The sequence below is a fragment of the Microbacterium sp. 69-10 genome (genome assembly GCF_001897945.1).
GTDB lineage: Bacteria > Actinomycetota > Actinomycetes > Actinomycetales > Microbacteriaceae > Microbacterium.
Genome location: NZ_MKRT01000004.1, coordinates 65,121 through 82,672 on the forward strand (window position 1 = coordinate 65,121; position 17,552 = coordinate 82,672).

16 protein-coding genes are annotated in these 17,552 nt (G+C 70.7%); 4 read left to right on the forward strand and 12 right to left on the reverse strand.

Annotation, left to right across the window (positions count from 1 at the left end; genetic code table 11):
• On the forward strand, positions 1–681 hold a 681-nt coding region (locus BGN97_RS01545), incomplete at its 5' end, for a substrate-binding domain-containing protein (protein WP_292697449.1).
• A 279-nt stretch (positions 682–960) separates the two neighbouring features.
• Here the strand turns inward: BGN97_RS01545 and BGN97_RS01550 are convergent.
• From BGN97_RS01550 to xylB, 5 genes are all read right to left on the reverse strand, one after another.
• Positions 961–1,257, reverse strand: a complete 297-nt coding sequence (locus BGN97_RS01550; RefSeq protein ID WP_292697451.1) for a putative quinol monooxygenase — start codon at positions 1,255–1,257, stop codon at positions 961–963.
• 9 nt (positions 1,258–1,266) lie between these two features.
• Positions 1,267–2,232: an aryldialkylphosphatase gene (locus BGN97_RS01555; RefSeq protein ID WP_292697453.1), complete on the reverse strand. Its 966-nt coding sequence runs from the start codon at positions 2,230–2,232 to the stop codon at positions 1,267–1,269.
• 19 nt (positions 2,233–2,251) lie between these two features.
• Positions 2,252–3,178 carry a shikimate dehydrogenase gene (locus BGN97_RS01560; protein WP_292697455.1) on the reverse strand — a complete coding sequence of 309 codons (927 nt, stop codon included), beginning with the start codon at positions 3,176–3,178 and terminating at the stop codon, positions 2,252–2,254.
• Positions 3,175–4,131 carry an NAD(P)-dependent oxidoreductase gene (locus BGN97_RS01565; RefSeq protein ID WP_292697457.1) on the reverse strand — a complete coding sequence of 319 codons (957 nt, stop codon included), beginning with the start codon at positions 4,129–4,131 and terminating at the stop codon, positions 3,175–3,177. Before BGN97_RS01565 ends, BGN97_RS01560 begins: the two co-directional genes overlap by 4 nt.
• Positions 4,132–4,257: 126 nt before the next feature.
• The gene (gene xylB, locus BGN97_RS01570) at positions 4,258–5,748 is read right to left on the reverse strand and encodes a xylulokinase (RefSeq protein ID WP_292697459.1); all 1,491 of its coding nucleotides are present in this window, start codon (positions 5,746–5,748) and stop codon (positions 4,258–4,260) included.
• A 74-nt stretch (positions 5,749–5,822) separates the two neighbouring features.
• Here xylB and BGN97_RS01575 point away from each other — a divergent pair, with 74 nt between their 5' ends.
• On the forward strand, positions 5,823–6,428 hold the full coding sequence (locus BGN97_RS01575; RefSeq protein ID WP_292697461.1) for a glucose-6-phosphate isomerase family protein: 606 nt from the start codon (positions 5,823–5,825) through the stop codon (positions 6,426–6,428).
• 83 nt (positions 6,429–6,511) lie between these two features.
• The gene (locus BGN97_RS01580; RefSeq protein ID WP_292697463.1) at positions 6,512–6,871 is read left to right on the forward strand and encodes a VOC family protein; all 360 of its coding nucleotides are present in this window, start codon (positions 6,512–6,514) and stop codon (positions 6,869–6,871) included.
• 4 nt (positions 6,872–6,875) lie between these two features.
• Here BGN97_RS01580 and BGN97_RS01585 read toward each other — a convergent pair whose 3' ends face one another.
• Positions 6,876–7,871 carry an acetylxylan esterase gene (locus tag BGN97_RS01585; protein WP_292697464.1) on the reverse strand — a complete coding sequence of 332 codons (996 nt, stop codon included), beginning with the start codon at positions 7,869–7,871 and terminating at the stop codon, positions 6,876–6,878.
• Between the two features lie 128 nt (positions 7,872–7,999).
• Here BGN97_RS01585 and BGN97_RS01590 point away from each other — a divergent pair, with 128 nt between their 5' ends.
• The gene (locus BGN97_RS01590; RefSeq protein ID WP_292697466.1) at positions 8,000–8,785 is read left to right on the forward strand and encodes a DeoR/GlpR family DNA-binding transcription regulator; all 786 of its coding nucleotides are present in this window, start codon (positions 8,000–8,002) and stop codon (positions 8,783–8,785) included.
• Positions 8,786–8,823: 38 nt separating this feature from the next.
• On the opposite strand, the gene BGN97_RS01595 is transcribed toward BGN97_RS01590, so the two are convergent.
• The 6 genes from BGN97_RS01595 to BGN97_RS01620 form a co-directional block, all read right to left on the reverse strand.
• On the reverse strand, positions 8,824–9,729 hold the full coding sequence (locus BGN97_RS01595) for a substrate-binding domain-containing protein (RefSeq protein WP_292697468.1): 906 nt from the start codon (positions 9,727–9,729) through the stop codon (positions 8,824–8,826).
• 68 nt (positions 9,730–9,797) lie between these two features.
• Complete coding sequence (locus BGN97_RS01600; RefSeq protein ID WP_292697470.1) at positions 9,798–12,056, reverse strand: FAD-dependent oxidoreductase; 2,259 nt, start codon at positions 12,054–12,056, stop codon at positions 9,798–9,800.
• 90 nt (positions 12,057–12,146) lie between these two features.
• Positions 12,147–13,973 (reverse strand): BNR-4 repeat-containing protein, encoded by a 1,827-nt coding sequence (locus BGN97_RS01605; RefSeq protein ID WP_292697472.1) that lies wholly within the window; start codon positions 13,971–13,973, stop codon positions 12,147–12,149.
• A complete protein-coding gene (locus BGN97_RS01610; protein WP_292697474.1) occupies positions 13,973–15,301 on the reverse strand; it encodes an extracellular solute-binding protein in 1,329 nt (442 codons plus the stop codon). The genes BGN97_RS01605 and BGN97_RS01610 overlap by 1 nt, the downstream gene beginning before the upstream one ends.
• 62 nt (positions 15,302–15,363) lie before the next feature.
• The gene (locus BGN97_RS01615; protein ID WP_292697476.1) at positions 15,364–16,272 is read right to left on the reverse strand and encodes a carbohydrate ABC transporter permease; all 909 of its coding nucleotides are present in this window, start codon (positions 16,270–16,272) and stop codon (positions 15,364–15,366) included.
• On the reverse strand, positions 16,269–17,123 hold the full coding sequence (locus tag BGN97_RS01620) for a sugar ABC transporter permease (RefSeq protein ID WP_292697478.1): 855 nt from the start codon (positions 17,121–17,123) through the stop codon (positions 16,269–16,271). Before BGN97_RS01620 ends, BGN97_RS01615 begins: the two co-directional genes overlap by 4 nt.
• Positions 17,124–17,552 lie beyond the last annotated feature (429 nt).

The following is a 17,552-nucleotide window of genomic DNA, read 5'->3' on the forward strand; positions in this document are numbered from 1 at the left end:
TACGCGGCTCTCGACCCCGAGGCCTGCATCCCCGCCCTGGACGCCGCGGCCTCCGCGAACATCCCGGTCGCCTACTTCGACGCTCCGTGCAACAGCGAGGTCGGCAAGACCCTCGCCGCGACCGACAGCAAGGTCGCCGGCGCGCTCGCGGCCGAGCACATGGCCGAACTCATCGGCGGCAAGGGCGACGTCGCGATCGTCGCGCACTCGCAGATCAACTCGACCGGTGTCGAGCGCCGCGACGGCTTCGTCGAGAAGATCAAGGCGGACTATCCGGACATCAAGATCGTCGACATCCAGTACGGTGACGGCGACCACCTGAAGTCGGCCGACATCACCAAGTCGATGCTGAACGCTCACCCCGACCTCAAGGGCATCTACGCCACCAACGAGGGCTCCGCGGTCGGCGTCGCGAACGCCTTGAGCGAGCTGGGCAAGACCAGCAAGGACATCACCGCGATCGGCTTCGACTCGGGTGCGGCCCAGATCGACGCGATCAAGGGCGGCGTCCTCGCCGGCGCGATCACGCAGGACCCGATCGGCATCGGCAAGACCGTCGTGCAGGCCGCCTACGACCTCGCGAACGGCAAGTCCGTCGAGAAGTTCTACGACACCGGCTCGTACTGGTACGACGCCACCAACCTGGACGACCCGAAGATCTCCGCGGTCCTCTACCAGTGACCCGCTGACGGCGTCACGATTCGGGCCCCTCGCCTTCGGGCGAGGGGCCCTTTCGCGTCCGAGCGGACGGACGAGGCCGGTGACGACGCGTCGGATCGCAGTTCGTACCGTTCTCGGCGATCGGATGCGGTCCAGGTCGCAGTTCGTCCTGCTCTGGCACGCGGATGCCGGTGCCAAGTGCGACCTGGAGTGTCGGGGGCGCCGGATACCGGGACCAACTGCGACCTGGAGGCGGGGCGCCGTACGCGCCGACGCCCGCGGTGGCGCGCCGCGACCGCCTCAGAGGCGCCGCAGGAAGGTCAGCACGGAGGACGGCTCGACGATGAGCTCCTGCAGCGCAGCGTTGAACGGGCCGCCGGCGGGATTCGCGAGGTGCGCCCGGAAGGCATCCTCGTCGACGTACTCCTCGTAGACGAAGAAGCTGTCCGGGGCGTCGAGCACGCGGGTGGCGTCGAAGACGACGTTGCCGGGCTCGGTGCGGACCGCCTCCGCGAAGTCGCGCAGCAGCGCGGCGACGCGATCGCCCTCGCCGGGGCGGGCCGTGAAGGTCGCGTGCAGGATCGTGGGCTCGGACATGGTGCTCCTTCAGGAGGACGGTGCGGACAGCGTCAGCAGCCGGGCGGGGTTGTCGACCAGTATCCGGTCGACCGCCTCGTCGCCGACCAGGGCGCGCAGGCGCGGCACATACCGCTCGCCGAGGTAGGCGAGGCCGGGCATGCCGCCGTAGGCGATGTAGCGGGTCGCGCGGGCGACGTCGCCGCCCAGCACGATGCGGTCGGCGCCGCCGCCCGCGACGACGGATGCGGTGAGCTGCAGCAGCTCGGCGTCCGAGCGCGTGCGCGGGCGGGCGAAGCCGTCGTAGCCGAGGAAGGCGCCGCGCTCGGTCAGGGACAGGTGCAGGCCGGCATCCGGATCGCGGTCGGCGTGAGCCAGCACGACGCGGTCGGATGCCACGCCCTCGGCCGCGAGCAGGTCGAGCACTTCGTGGGCGGCCGTGCAGAACTCGAGGTGCACCATGACGGGCGCGCCGGTGCTGCGGTGCGCGTCGGCGAGAGCGAGCAGCGTCGTGTGCTCAAAAGAGCTGATCCGCCAGTAGTCGACGCCGCCCTTCAGCATGCCGGCGCGCACCGGCTCCCCGTCGGGGGTGACAGCGCGGCGCCCGTCGAGTGCGTCGTCGGATGCCGGCATTCCGGCCTGCACGTCGGACGCGAACAGGTCCGCCAATCGCGAGGCGTCCCACGACCGCGTCGGGTGATCGGCCGGATAATGCGCCTCCCGATGCCGACCGCTCGTCGCCACGACGGCGAGGCCGGTGGCGGCGCTGATCCGCGCGACGGCGCCGGGGTCGCGACCGAGCCCGAAGGGCGTGGCATCCACCATCGTCTCGAAGCCGCTGGCCTTCAGCGACGCCGCTTCGAGACCTGAGGCCTGTTCGTCGGCGAGCTCGTCGCCGGGCAGCAGCGGCGAGACCTGGAACAGGTGCTCGTGGTAGTTCACCCGCCCCAGCGTCGCCGGATCGACGTCGCCGAGCACCGTGCGGACGACGCTCATGCCAGCACCCGGCTGCGCATCAGCGCACCGACTCCGCGGCGGACGCGAGCTCCTCGACGATCTCGGGCGTGAGGGTCAGGCCGAACACGTCGGCCACGACCTGCGACCAGCCGTGGATGAAGTAGCGCCAGCCGTCGATGACCTGCAGCGAGCGGGCATCCCGCTGCGCGAGCGCCTGGTGCATGAACTCCAGCGAGCCGCGGTAGTTGAACTCCCAGGCCCACGAGGACTCGGGGAAGACCACCGCATCCGTCAGCGGCGATCCGGGTCGGTCCTTGCCGAGCCCGGTCGCGTTGGCGATCACGGAGCCGGCGGGCGCCGCGGCGACGATCGCGTCGGCATCCGCAGGCGTCGGTGTGACGACGTAGCGGATCAGATCCTCGCGTGTGCCGTGCTGGCGGTGCACCTCGCGCAGGTGGTCGAGCTTGTCCTGCGAGCGCGCGGTCACCGTCACGAGCGAAGGGGCGTCGGCGCGCTCGGCCAGCGCCCAGCTCAGCGCCGTGCCCGAGCCGCCGGCGCCCAGGATGACGACCTCGGCTCCGGTTCGTGCGAAGTGGTCGGCGGGGAGGAAGTCGTTCAGTGCGAGGTCGACCGTGATGGGATCCTTGGCCTGGCCGATCAGCCGGTCGCCGCGCTTGGAGATGCTGGAGATCTCGGAGCAGGAGACGGCGAACGGGTCCAGCTCGTCGAACAGATCGGATGCCGCCGCGAACACGTTCATCTTGTGCGTGGTCACCAGCGCCCCGCGGTGGTGCTCGTCGTCGCGGATCTGCTCGACCATCGCCCGGTACACGGACGGGTCGGCGTCCATCGGCAGGTCGTGGCCGACCAGGGTGCGCGTGGGGAGGCCGAGGATGTCGGCCCAGAGCGGGAACACCTTCATGATCGACGACGAGCCGGTGGTGACACCGACGAAGCCCATGTAATCAGCGGGGGCGGTGGTCATGCTGTTCTCCTCACGGGGTGGGCGGGCTCGTCGCCGCGCAGCACGGCGATCACGTCGTCGAGCGACACGCTGCCCATGTTGTCGACGGCCTGCGTGGTCTGCGCGGCCAGGTGCGGGGTGACGATCACGCGGTCGGCGAGCTCGGCGGCCAGCAGCGGGCTGTCGCCCGCCGCGGTGTCGCCGTCGAGGGTGTCGGCGGCGTACGCGGCGAGGGTGCCGTCGCGCAGCGCGGATGCCAGTGCGGCCTCGTCGACGAGATCGGGACGCGCGGTGTTGACCAGCACGGTGCCCGGCCGGACGCCGTCGAGCCGGTCGGCGTCGACGAGCCGCTGTCCCCCCGGCGCATGCAGGGTGATGACGTCGGCGGTGCGGAACAGCTCGTCCAGGTCGACGGTCTCGGCCCCGGCCGCCCGGATCACGTCGGCGGGCAGGAAGGGGTCGGATGCCAGGATGCGGGGGCCGAAGCCGCTCAGGCGCTTCGCGACACCCTGGCCGATGCGGCCGAACCCGACGATGCCGACGGTGGCGGCGCCGAGCTCGCGGCCGCGGCGCACGCTCCAGTCACCGGCGCGCACCCGGCGGTCGCCGTCGGGGATGGTGCGCAGCGCGGCGAGGATCAGCGCCAGGGCGTGGTCGGCGACGGCGTTCGCGTTGGCGCCGGGGGTGTTGGTGACCGGGATGCCGCGTGAGGCGGCGGCGTCGAGGTCCACCGCCTCGTAGCCGACGCCGTAGCGGGCGATGATCTTCAGCTTCGGCGCCGCCGCGAGGTGCTCCTCGGTGACGGGACCCGTGCCGGCGATCCAGGCGTCCGCGCCGTGCAGCAGGGGACGCATCTCGGCGAGGTCGTGATGGGACGGTCCGCGCATGATGCGGTGTCCCGCGTGCGCGGCACGGGCGACCAGGTCGAGGTCGCCGTCCGAGAACGAGCGGCTGGTGACGAGGATCACGGCCATCAGAGACCTGCCTTCGGGTCAGAGCCAGGTACGGATGCACGATCGGGGAACGGATGCACGACGGATCGGGCGTTCTGGTCGCGCAACTGTTCCCCGATCGTGCAGGTGTACTCGATCACGGCCATGTCAGTGGGTCCTTCCGGCGGACCAGGGCTTCAATGCCTCGTAGGCGTCGGTGAAGCGGGCATGTCTCTCGGCGTACACGGCATGGCGCGCGGCATCCGGAGTGAACTCCGCCGTCACCTCGCTGAGTGCGCGGGCGGCGGAGAAGTCCGCCAGGCCGAGGCCGACCGCCGCCGTCACGGCGGCGCCCAGGCTGTTCGCCTCCTCCACCACGGTGCGGCGGCGCACCGGGACGCCCCAGACGTCGGCGAGCACCGACAGGTACGCGTCGCTCTGCGCGCCGCCGCCCACCGCGTCGATGCGGTCGATCACCGCACCGGACTCGCGGAACGACTGGATGCAGGTGAGCAGGTTGAACGCGGTGCCCTCGAGCACGGCGCGCACCAGATGCGCACGGGTGTGGTGCCGGCCGATGCCCACGAAGGCGCCGCGCGCATCCGGGTCCCACAGCGGGGAGCGCTCGCCGAGCAGGTAGGGGAGGAAGTACAGGTCGTCGGTGTCGATGCCGTCCGCGGCCTCGGCCGTGAGGCGGCCGGTCTCGGGCCGGGCGGGGTCGGGGGAGAGGGCCTCGGCGATCCACTGCACGGAGGCGCCGCCGGCCTGCATCGTGGCGGTCGGCACGAAGGAGCCCGGCACGACGTTGTCGAACGTGAAGGTGCGCATCGCCGGATCGTGCAGCGGGGCATCCGCTGCGAACGAGATCCACGAGCTGGTGCCCAGACAGACGTAGGCGCCGTCCTCCGGGGCGACGACGCCGGAGCCGACGGCGGCCATCGGGCCGTCGCCGCCGCCCATCACGACCTTCACGCTCGTCGGCAGGCCCAGCGCCTCGGCGGCGGACGCGGTGAGCGAGCCGGCGATCGCGGTGGAGTCGAGGATCTCGGGGAACAGTGCGGGATCGAGGCGGGCCGCCGTGAGCACCTCATCCGACCACGTGCCGCGTAGCTGGTCGTAGGCGTTGGTGCCTGAGGCATCCGATCGGTCAGTGGCCAGCCGCCCGGTGAGGCGCAGCACGATGAAGTCCTTCGCCACGCAGGTGCGGCGCACGCGCGACCAGACCTCGGGCTCGTTGTCGCGCACCCACATGATCTTCGAGACCGAGTAGGTGGGGTTCAGGCGGTGGCCGAGCAGCTCGTAGGCGTGCTCGGCGCCCAGCACCGCCTCGAGCTCGCGCTGCTGCGCGCCCGCGCGGGTGTCGGCCCAGATGATCGCGGGGCGCACCGGCTCGCCGTCGGCGTCGAGCAGCACGGCGCCCATCATCTGCCCGCTCACGACCAGGCCGGCGACCTCGGCAGGGGATGTCCCCGTCCGCGCGATCAGTTCGCGGGTGGCGCCGACCACGGCGTCCCACCAGTCCTGCGGGTCCTGCTCGGCGACGCCGCCGGCGGCGAAGTGCGCCGGGTACGGCACGGTGACGGATGCCACGAGCCGGCCGTCGTCGTGGTGCAGCGAGGCCTTGTCGCCGGTGGTGCCGAGGTCGTGCGCGATGATCACAGTCCGTGCCTGTCTTTGTGCGGTCTCAGGTGTTTGGAGTATACCTGTAATTACAAGTTACCAGGAGGCCCATCGTGAGCACCACGCCCGCCATCGACATCCCCGTCACGCTGACCATCTCGCCCGACGGCGGGATCGAAGGACGCTCGCGTCGCTACGAGAAGCACCTCGGCGACATGTCGGGCGTGTACCGCGACGAGGCCGCCTGGCAGGCGTCCGTCGCCGAACGCGGCGCCGACGAGCTGGTCTACTGGGTCGACGACCACCGCTACCAGGAGGGGCCGGGCGCTCTCATCACCGGCACGAGCACCCTGCTGCCCGGGCGCGTCGGCGAGGAGTTCGCGGTGACCCGTGGGCACCTGCATGCGGTCGCCGATCGCGCCGAGCTGTACTACTGCCTGAGCGGGCGCGGCGTGATGCTGCTGGAGACCGTCGACGGCCGGTCCGAGGCGATCGAGCTGACCCCGGGCAAGGCCGTGAACGTGCCCGGGCACTGGATCCACCGCAGCGTGAACGTGGGCGACGAGCCCTTCGTCACCCTGTTCTGCTATGCCGCGGACGCCGGTCAGGACTACGCGCTGATCGCGGATGCCGGTGGCATGAAGAACCGCGTCACCGTCGACGGCGACGGCTGGGCGCTGACCCCCAACCCGGACCACATCGGGTACCGCCGCACCTGATCGGACGACCCACTTGTCCTGCGCCTCGGGGTGGCGCAGACTGTCCCCGGCATGCTGACGAGGACCGACGAGAGGATCGGATCATGGCGCACGGAGACATCACCCACATCGACATCCCGGTGGCCGACCTGGCGGCCGCGAGCGCGTTCTACAGCAAGCTCTTCGGCTGGAACATCGCCGAGATGCCGGGCTTCGAGGGCTACCCGATGTGGCAGGCCCCGAACGGGATCTCGGGAGGAGGGCTCGCGCCCCGCGACGACGGCTTCACCCAGCCGCGGTCGTATGTCGAGGTCGACTCCATCGACGACACGATCGCCGCGGCGAAGGAGGCGGGAGCGACCATCGCCGCCGAGAAGCAGCCCATCACCGAGACCAGCGCATGGGCCGTGATCGTCGACCCCGACGGCAACCACATCGGGCTCTTCGAGGGCGTCGTCGGCTGAGGTCTCAGCGCCGCACGGCCGCGGCCAGCGCCCGGTCCAGATGCGCGAGGCCACCGGCCACGGCATCCGAGGTGATCGATTCGAGACCCGGGTATTCGGCGTGCCCGGCGGGGAGGACGTGCAGCTCGAGCAGTGCGTCCGGCACGGCGTTGGCGACGGCGAACTGGCCCTGCGGCGGCACGTTCTGATCCCAGAGCGCGGCCTCGACGCGCACCGGGATGCGGAAGGACAGGGCCGCGGTCGACGCGTCGAACGGCCGCAGCTGCTCACGCGCCTCCGGATGCCGCAGCACCCACTGCCGCTGGAACTCGCCGCTGCCCAGGCACGGCACCGCGAGTCGCTCGTCGTACTGCCCGAAGGTCGGCACGACCAGCGTCGCACCGAAGAAGCGGTCGTCCCACGGCGCGGCGAGGGCGCCTAGGCCGCCGCCGAAGCTCTCGCCCACGTAGTAGAGCGGCACCTCGCCGGTCAGCGCCACCAGTGCGTCCGCGGCGAGCCACAGGTCGCGGGCGCACAGCCCGATCACGTAGTCGTCAGGAGAGGCGAGACCGGTCAGCACATGCGCCTCCCGGTCCTCCGGGGCGCCGATGTCCGCATTGAGGTCGCCCAGGCCTCTGGCGACGGGGAAGATCGCGGCGGCATCGGCCGGAACGCGACGCAGGTCCACGGCATCCCGCCCGCCGTAGCCGTGCCCGTGCACGACGCCCACCCGGGGTGAGGTCCCGTCGAGAGGCGCGACGCTCCAGGCGCGCAACCGCACGCCGTCGACGCCGGACAGCTCGATCAGTGACACCGCGCGCCCCTCCACCGTCGACGTCGACAGCACGGTCGGCGCCGCGTCCACGGAGCGGGCCCGCTCCCGCCATCCCCGCCAGAGCGCCTCGAAGCCGTCCTCCGGCGCGATCGGGGCCACCGCGCGCAGGGTGTCGAGGGTGAACCCGTAACTGCCGTCGAAGGCGGCATCCGGGAACCAGACGTCGAAGGGGGCGGGGTACGTCATGCGCGGAGAAGGGTCCTGTCGGTGTCGGGAAGAGCGGTGTCGAATGATCCGGTGTCGAACGAGCCGGTGTCGAACGTGGCGGCGCGGGCGTGCATGGCAGACTGGTCACGACCCGAGAAGGAGAGCGGATGCTGGTCACCGAGCGACGCGAGCGCATCCTCGCCCTGGTGCGCGATCGCGGGTCGGTCGCCCTGCCTGAGCTCGCCGCCACGCTGGGCGTGAGCGAGATGACCGTGCGCCGCGACATCGAGCTGCTCGCCGAGGACGGCGAGGTGCAGAAGGTGCGCGGCGGCGTGCGCGCGATGGCCGCCACAGGCATCCGGCCGGCCGCTGTGCAGGCGAGGACGGCCGAGCGCCGCGCGATCGCGGCGGCCGCCGCCGAGCTGGTCGAGCCGGGCATAGCCATCGGCATCTCTGGTGGTCCTGCAGGGCTGGCCCTCGCGCACGAACTGGTGCGGGTGCCCGATCTCACGATCGTCACGAACTCGCTTCCCGTGTCGGACCTGTTCTCGCCGCCCGAGCGGGCGGACGCGCCCTACACCCAGACCGTCGTGCTCACCGGCGGCGTGCGCACGCCCTCGCAGTCGCTGGTCGGCCCGGTGGCGGTGCGAGCCCTGGAGCGGCTGCACTGCGACCTGGTGCTGCTCGACGCGCACGGGCTCGACGAGCAGGCCGGCCTCACCACCATGAACCTGCTCGAGGCCGAGACCTATCGCGCCTTCATGGCGGCCGCGCGCGAGGTCATCGTGCTGGCCGATCACACGCGCTGGCAGGTCGTCGGGCTCACGACGATCGCCGACCTCAGCGACATCGACCGGCTGATCACCGACGACGGACTCGGCATGGACGCCCGCGAGCGGCTCGCCGAGCACATCGCCCGCGTCGACATCGCCGAGCGCGCTGTCGCAGACTGAACCGCCTGCCCCGCACAGCGCCAACAACAGCACCGTCATCAGCGCGCCGTGCTCGCCCGCTTCACGAGGCGGGCGGGGATCGTGATGTGCCGCACGGGCAGGTTCGCGCCGATCGGTGCGGACAGCTGCCGCTCCAGCTCCGTGAAGGTGGCGTCGACCAGCTGATCGTGGTCGGGGGCGACCGAGCTCAGGGCCGGGACCGAGAAGCGCGCGGCGCGGATGTCGTCGATGCCGATCACCGCGATGTCCTGCGGCACGCGGCGCCCGCGCGCGGCGAGGGCGGCCAGGGCGCCGAGCGCGACCGAGTCGTTCGAGCACACGATGCCGTCCAGGTCGGCGACGGCCGCCGCCATGTCGGCGGCCACGCGCTCGCCCTCCTCAGCGGTGAACGCGTCGACCTGGGCGGTGAGCGCCGGATCGGCCGGGATGCCCGCGGCCTCCAGTGCCTCCAGGTAGCCGGCGTGCCGGCGATCCGCAGCATCCGAGGGGCGCGCGTCGCGACGTCCGATGAAGGCGATGCGACGGCACCCGGCCTCGATCAGGTGCGCGGTCGCGGTCTTCGCCGCGCCGCAGTTGTCGATCGTGATGTGCGTGAACGGGCTCACCTGGATGTGCTCGCCCAGCAGCACCAGGGGGCCGGGGGAGGTGCGACGCGTCAGATCCGCGACGGTCAGTGAGCGCGGGATGTGGATCAGGCCGTCGATGTCGGGCAGGCCGTGGCCGTTGGCGACGTCGATCTCGCGGCTGTGCTCGCCCTCGGTCTGCACGATGAGCACGGCGAGTCCGCGCGCCTCGGCCCCGCGCACCAGGCGCGAGCTGAGCTCGGCGAAGTACGGCTCCTCCAGGTGGGGCACGGCCAGCGCGATCAGCCCGGTGCGGGTCGCCCTGGCGCCCGGAGTCGAGCGGGCGGTCGGGCGCTCCCGCTCGTCGAAGGACGTGCTCACCCTCGGTCTCCTCTTGGCGCGACGGTCACCCGCGGGAACGCGGGTGGACTTCACGTTAGCGTCATCCGTCACGACTGCACCCGGAATGCGATCACGCGCGCCTCGGCCGCGCCGTTGGTCGCCTCGATCACGAGCCGCGCCGCGGTGAACGCGCCCAGGTCCGCGCGGAGAGGATGCACACGGTGGCGGAGCCGGTTGCCCTGCTCCGCGACGGCCGTGACCCAGGTCCCGTCGACCAGCACCTCGACGCGGTAGTCGCGCACCAGCTGCGGCATGATCTCGTCGGGCGTGCGGTGGTGGTGCAGCGTGATCAGCGAGACGTCGACGTCGTCGTCGAACACCAGACGCACCTCGCGGGCCGTCACGGGGGCATCCCAGTCCAGCCGCAGCCAGGCGGGCCCGTCCGACAGCGGACCGGAGGCCCACATGTTCGGACCGCCGAAGGGACGGTTGTACCCCGACACCGCGCGCTCGGGCGCGAGCGCCTCGCTCTCGGGCAGGGCGCGGAAGATCGGCGCGCGGCCGCGCAGCGGCTTGGTCGGCCACTTCACGAGCAGGCCGTCATCGCTGATCTCGACGTTCTCGTCGTCGTTGTCCACCCGGTGCACGAGGGTGAGCACGCCCGCGGGCAGTGGTGAGGTCAGGTGCACGCTCAGGCTCGGATTCGCCCGAAGCACGACGATCGCGTTCTGCGGCATGTCGGGCGCGAACGGCGTCGGCGCGCTCACCCAGGAGGCGTCGCCGGCCGGCACGTCGATCGTCGTGCTGTGCTCGAGGTGCGCGGGCACGACGTTCTGCCGCTTGCCGGTGGACCAGACCTCCACGGTCAGGGTGGTGGGCTCGCTCGCGCTGAGCAGCAGCTCGGTCGTCTCCAGGAGCGGATGCACGGGGATGACGATCCCGAGGTCCTCTGCGAGCACGTGCGGTGCGACTGCGGCATCCGCGGCATCCGCTCCGGCCGCGATCGTGCGCTGCCAGCCCGACCCGGTCACGGTCGCCGTCCGGGCGAGGTCGTGCGGATCCTCGTTGGCGACGCCGATCAGCGAGGAGTCCGAGCGCAGCAGCGCCTGGCGCAGCTCGCGGCGGTGGTTCTCGTACAGCTCGCGCGGCGTCTCGTCATGCTCCAGGCAGAGGGATGCCGCGGTGCCGGCCGCCTCGCCCATCGCTGCGCAGGTGGCCATGACGCGGGCGGCGCCGAACGCGATGTGCGTGGCGGAGATGTTGCGGCCGGCCATCAGCAGGTTCGACACGTTCGCCGAGTACAGCGAGCGGAAGGGGATCTCGAACAGGCCGTCCGAGAAGCGCTGCACGGCGCCGGCGCCGGTGGCGTACATGCCCTCGGCGGGATGCAGGTCGATCGACCAGCCGCCGAACGCGACGCCGTCGTCGAACTCGACCTGGTCGAGCACGTCCTGCTGTCGCAGCGTGTGGTCGCCGACGAAGCGACGGTACTCGCGCTTGCCCGGCAGATTTCCGATCCACTCGAGCGTGAGGTTGTCGGCGTCGAACTCGCCGGAGTTCTTGATGTGGTCCCAGATGCCCAGGATCACCGAGCGCAGCTCATCGCGGATCCGCTCGTTGTCGTCGACGATGTCGAGCTGACCGCCCCACTCGATCCACCAGTAGTGTGCCCCGCTGTCGCCGCTGCGGATGATGCGGGTGGCGGGGATCGGCGTGGTGCTGATGTCCTTCGCCGACTCGGGGGCGACGAACTTGACCGGGTGGCCGAGGTCCTTCGTGTAGAACAGCAGGGTCGAGCCGAGGAACTCGCGGATGGGCTGCTCGGGCGCCCATTCCTCGTCGAACTCCGCGCGGCTCTCCTTGCCGAGGCGGTGGCGTGCGCCGACCAGGCGGCCGATCAGCCCGTCGCCGGTGCAGTCCAGGAAGACCGGGGCGCGGAAGATCGTGCGGATCTCGGAGCCCATGGTCCAGCCCGTCACCGAGGTGATGCGGCGGTCGTCGTCGGGGCCGGTCGCCTCGGCCTCGGACACGTCGGTGTTCAGGAACAGCGTCAGGTTCGGCTCGCGCCGCACGGTGTCGAGCACGACGTCGTCCCAGTAGACCGGGTTCCCCTCGGGGTTGCGGTACTGGTTCTCCAGGAACATCTCGCCCATGATCCCGGTCTCGCGCGCCCAGCGCTGGTTGCCATGAGCGGTCGCGCCGCACACCCACACCCGCACCTCGGAGGACGAGTTCCCGCCCAGCACAGGGCGGTTGTTGATGAGGACGGTGCGCCGCCCGAGCCTGGCGGCTGCGACGGCGGCGCTCACACCGGCCAGGCCTCCTCCGACGACGATGATGTCGGCTTCGACGGTCTGCGTGCGCATGGCGGGGAACTCCTGGGATTTCAGATGAGGGTCGGAAGGGATGGAAGGGACGGGGTGGGGCGGATGCCGTGCGGCATCCGCCCCTGGCGCTCAGCCGGCGGCGATCGCCTCGACCTCGTACACGCGCGCCACGTCCGTGGCGGAGGCGGACGGATCGGTGATCAGGAGCCGCACCGCATCGGCGGTGAGGCCCTTCGCGTCGACGACGACCTCGCCGCTGACGTTGCCCGCGACACTCGCGATGGGCATCCAGCCCTCCGCGGTGCGCAGCTGCACGGTGAAGTCGCGCAGCACGGAGTCCGAGGGGACCCCGGCGGAGTAGCCGCTGCGCACGCGCACGACATCCAGCGGGGCGGCCTGCGGCCACTCGACCATGAACCACGGCTGCGTGTCCGTCGACGAGGAGACCCAGCGGCTGGCATCCGCGCAGCTGCCGTCGATCGCCCGCTCAGGGCCGGTGTCGGTCCGCAGCTGCGATGAGGCGCTGGCCGTGCCGGTGCGCGCGAGGTTCGCGCCGCCGGCGTCGCCGCGCAGAGCCGTGAGGATGCCCGCGAGCGAGCCGCCTGCGCGCTTCTGGCCCGAGCGCGGCACCTCGGCGTAGCGCAGCGTGCCGCCGCCCGGGGTGGCCGGGGCGCTGAGGTACAGCACGTCGGTGCCGTCGTCGCGGGTCGCGGCGCGCAGTCGCTGCTGGCCGACCATCGGGTCTCCGACGGCCTCGATCGCCCAGTCGGAGCGGCCGTCGGCGCGCTCGAACATGACGACCTGGCTGCGCGTGACGTTGCAGGTCTGCAGCGTCACGACACCGTACACGCGGGTCTTCGAACCGTACGAGGTCGCATCCATCGTGGCGACGGTGTCGACTCCCGAGCCGAGGGACGGTGGATCGATCAGCGTCTCGCGGTTCCAGTCCGTGCCGTTCCAGGTCGCCCACTCCAGGTCGAACAGGGGCGAGTCACCCGAGGCGTAGCGGTACGTCACGCCCTGCAGCACGCCGTCCAGGATCGCCATCTTGGCGGTCTGCACGGCGGGGGTGGTGTCCGTCATGGTCTCGCCGTCGGTGAACGGCTGGAAGACCACGGGCCCGGGGGTGGTGGGCCGGATCGGCGTGGTGAGCGCCCCGCCGGCGACGTCGCTGAACGCCTTGGTGACGGGGTTCCACACGGCGTACGAGCCCAGGTGGCGGTAGGGGCCGGCGGCCCAGGCGTGCCATTCCCAGAGCAGGTGCACCTGCCCGTTCGCGTCGACCGTCACGTCGTCGGGGTACACCGAGTAGTTCGTCGCCGAGGCCACCACGGTCTCGCGCGCCCAGGTGCGCGTGTCCAGGTCGTACCGGTAGAGCACGCCGTCGCGGCGCGCCTGGGCGTCGGGGCCGGTGCGCACCATCAGCCAGACGTCGCCGTCCGGGCCGACCGCGGTGATCGGATAGGAGATCGTGGAGCCCTGGTCGGGCATCTCCTCGCTCACCTCGACCAGCGAGGTGACGTCGCCGGGCACGGTGGAGCGGAAGTAGTTCCAGTCCTCGTGGTGCATGGAGGCGAACACGTGGATCTCGCCCGCGCCGTCCACCGCGACCGAGGGCTGATTGTGCCCGTTGTCGTTGAGGTAGTTCGCGCACGCGCCGGTGGCAAGCCGCAGGCATCCGGAGGTCCACTCTCCTGACGCGGTGCGCGAGGCGAGGTGCACCTCGTGCCGGTTCGTGCCGGCGGGCACGTTGTAGGCGAAGTACGTGACCCCGTCGACGACGGCCAGCGGGTTCCACCAGCCGGACTGGTTCGACCCGTCGACCGTCACCGGCACGGTCTCGACCGTGCTCGGGTGCACGCCCGCGCTCGCCGCGGGCGCCAGCGCGGTGGCCAGGGCGACGGCGATGCCCGCCGTCACCCCTGCCACTGCGCGGCGCGTGACCGGGACGCCCATCAGCCGATCAGCTTCTGCGCGGCCTCGCCCGCCTGCGCCATGGCGTCCTTCGGGCTCTGCTGACCGACCAGCACCGCCTGCACGCGCTCGGCGACCACGGTCTCGACCTGCGCGTACTGCGGGAACTGCCAGAACGGGTTCACGGTCGCGGTGGCGGTGATCTTCTCCGCGAAGCGGGAGCCGAAGGCGTCCGAGGCGACCTCGGCGGAGGCCTGCGCCTTCTCGGTCACGGGAGGCAGGGCGCGCACCTTGTAGTCGGCGAGCACGGCGTCCAGGTCGCTGGTGGCCCACTGGCCGAACTCGGCGGCGGTGCCGGTGGCGTCGTCGCTCGCGCCGCCGACCACCACGATCGCGCCGCCCCAGACCAGGGCGCGCGGGGTGTCGCCCTTCTTCAGCACCGGACGTGACTCCGACACGATCTTGTCGGCGAGCTGGGGGTCCGGCGAGTCCTTGATGACCGAGTTGCGGCCGACCGGGGCGTCGTCGTAGATCGCCGTGCGCCCCTGCGAGAACAGCGAGCGGGCGTCGAAGCGGTCGACGTCGGCGGCGATCAGACCCTGGTCGTACAGCGACTTGTACCAGGTGACGGCCTCGATGCTGGCGTCGTCGCCGATGGTGACCTTGCCGTCCTTCACCAGGTCGCTGCCGAAGGTCTGCATCCAGATCAGGATGTCCTTCAGCTGCGCCGCCTTGGTCGACGCGGCGTAGGGGATCAGCCCGTTGCCGAGGCCCTTGAGCTTCTTCAGCGCACCCTCGTACTCGTCGACCGTGACCGGGAACTCGTCGATGCCCGCCTTCTGGATCAGCTCGGAGTTGGTGAGCAGGCCGATCGCGCCGATCGTCCAGGGGAAGCCGTACTGCTTCCCGTCGAACTGCGCGGCCTTCAGCGCGGAGTCGGTGTACCCGCGGTCCTTGGTGAAGGCCGAGACGTCCTGCAGCTTGCCCAGCGCCGCCAGCGAGGCGAGCCAGGCGACGTCGACGTGGGCTGCGCCGGAGAACTGGCCGCCGCGCACCTGCAGCATGAGCTGCTTGAAGTACTCGTTGTAGGGGAACGAGACCTCGGTGATGTCGACCTTGCTCTTCTTCTTGTAGCCCTCCAGGAGCGCCTTGATCGCCGGGGCCGCGGCCTCCTCGGTCAGCGACCAGCTGGAGAACTTGAAGTCGGCGGCCTTGAACTTGCCCGGGGCGAAAGCATCGCCCGCGGCGGGTGCGCCGCCGCCGGTGGTGCCGCCGCTGGGCATGCAGCCGGCCAGCATCAGGCCCGCAGCTCCCAGGCCTGCGAACTGCAGGAGCTGGCGGCGCGAGACGGAGGGGGTGTTCTGAGACATGGTGTTCTCTCTCTTCTTCGAGGGGGTTCTGCGTGGGTGTGTCGGGAAAGGAGCGGGCGGGATCAGCCCTTGACCGCGCCGGCGGTCATGCCGCCGACGAGGAAGCGCTGCAGCGCGATGAACGCGATGGCCACGGGCAGGGAGACCACGAGCGAGGCGGCCATCAGCTCGGGCCATGCGGTGGAGGCCTCGCCGATGAACGTGTTCACCAGGCCGGGGGGCAGGGTCTGCTTGTCGGGACCGGCCAGCGTCAGCGCGAAGATGAAGTCGTTCCAGCCGCGCACGAAGGCGAACAGGCCGGCGGCGACCAGGCCGGGCGCGGCGAGGGGCAGCACCACGGAGTGGATGATGCGCATGCGCGAGGCGCCGTCGACGAGGGCGGCCTCGATCAGGTCGTCGGGGATCGTGTCGAAGAAGCCCTTCAGCATCCACACGCACAGCGGGAGCGTGAACGTCGTGAACGACAGCACCAGCGCGGCATAGGTGTTCAGCAGGCCGTAGGCCGAGAACACCGTGTACAGGGTGATCAGCAGCAGGGCCTGAGGGAACATCTGCGAGGCCAGCACGAAGTACATCAGGCTGCGGCGCCCGCGATAGCGGAACTTCGAGAACGCGTAGCCCATGTACGCCGAGACGATCACCGAGAGCACGGCCGTGATCACGGACACGATGATGCTGTTGCGCAGGTACCCGAACAGGGCCGGGTTGTCGAGCAGCGCCAGGTACGCGTCGAAGGTGATCTGCTTCGGGAACAGGCGCGGAGGGTACGAGAACACCTCGGTGCGCGGGGTGAGCGAGGTCGCCAGCAGCCAGTACACGGGCAGCAGCGCGAAGCCGCCGAAGACGATGACGGCCACCCAGGCGCTGATCGTGACGGCGCGGCGGTCGGCGCGCATCTTCGGCTTGCGCAGCTGCTGCGGCGCGGGACGGTCGGATGCCACAGCGGGCGTCTCGGTGAGCAGCGCGGTCATCGCTTCTCCCCCTTCTCCGAGAATCGGACGTAGACGACGACGAGACCCATCAGGAGCACCATCCAGAGCAGCCCGAGGGCGCCCGCGTGGCCCAGGTCGAACCCGGTGAACGCGGTCTCGTACACGGCGGTGGCGAAGGTCTGGGTGGAGCCGGCGGGTCCTCCGCCGGTGAGGACGTAGATGATGTCGAAGTGCTGGAAGTTCCAGATGAACTCGAGCAGCAGCACCAGGCCGATGATGCCGCTCAGCTGCGGCACGGTGATCGAGAAGAACCGGCGCACGGTGCCGGCGCCGTCGATCTCCGCGGCCTCGTGCAGCTCGGGCGGGACGGTCTGCAGACCCGCCAGCAGCATGACCATCATCCAGGGGAACGACTGCCAGGTCTTGGCGACGATCACGGCGACCATGGCGGTGGCGGGGTGCGCCAGCCAGGCCTGCGGGTCGTCGATCAGGCCGATGGACTGCAGCAGGGCGTTCATCACGCCGTAGTTGGCGTTGAAGATCCACATCCACAGGAACGACACGACGACGCCGGGGATGAGCCAGGGGATGAGCATGATGCCGCGCAGAACCTTCGCGCCCCGGATGCGGGAGTTCAGCGCGAGCGCCAGACCGAACCCGATCACGAACGGCGCGATGGTGGTGCCGAGGGTGAAGACGATGGTCTGGCCGAGCAGGCGGGGGAAGTCGCCGGTGAGCACGTCGATGATGTTCTGCAGCCCGACGAACTCGCGCCCGGGCACCACCAGGCTCTGCTTGAAGAACGCGGTGACGAGCGCAGTGATCAGCGGGTAGACGACCACCGCGGCCAGCAGCGCCAGACCGGGTGCCGTCAGGAGCAGGGCGAACATGCCGTTCGACATCCGCCGGGGACGTCGTCCTGCAACTGGCTGTGAACTGTTGAGAAGTTCTGTCATGACTGGGGCATCCTTGACCTTCGGGCTCTCCGCGACATCCGGGTGTTGCGGCGCGGAGTTTCCAATGTTTCCGGTGATCGACCGTTTCGTCAACCTCGAGTCGTCACGATCGAGTAACGAGAGAATCTGTGAGAAATCGGTAGAAAGTGTGGCAAATGATCAAGCGCGTGACGCCAAACCAGATCGATGCTTGATTAGCGATTATCGATTAGCTAGGCTCTCGATCGATCGCCCCAGCGATCGGGCGGGCCCCCAGCCGGCCTCGAGGCGCAGTCCCCTCGGCGCAAGCCTCATGAAGAGCAACCCTCACCACGAGCAACGGAGACGCGATGAAGCGTGCACTGGCAGCATTCGCCATAGCGG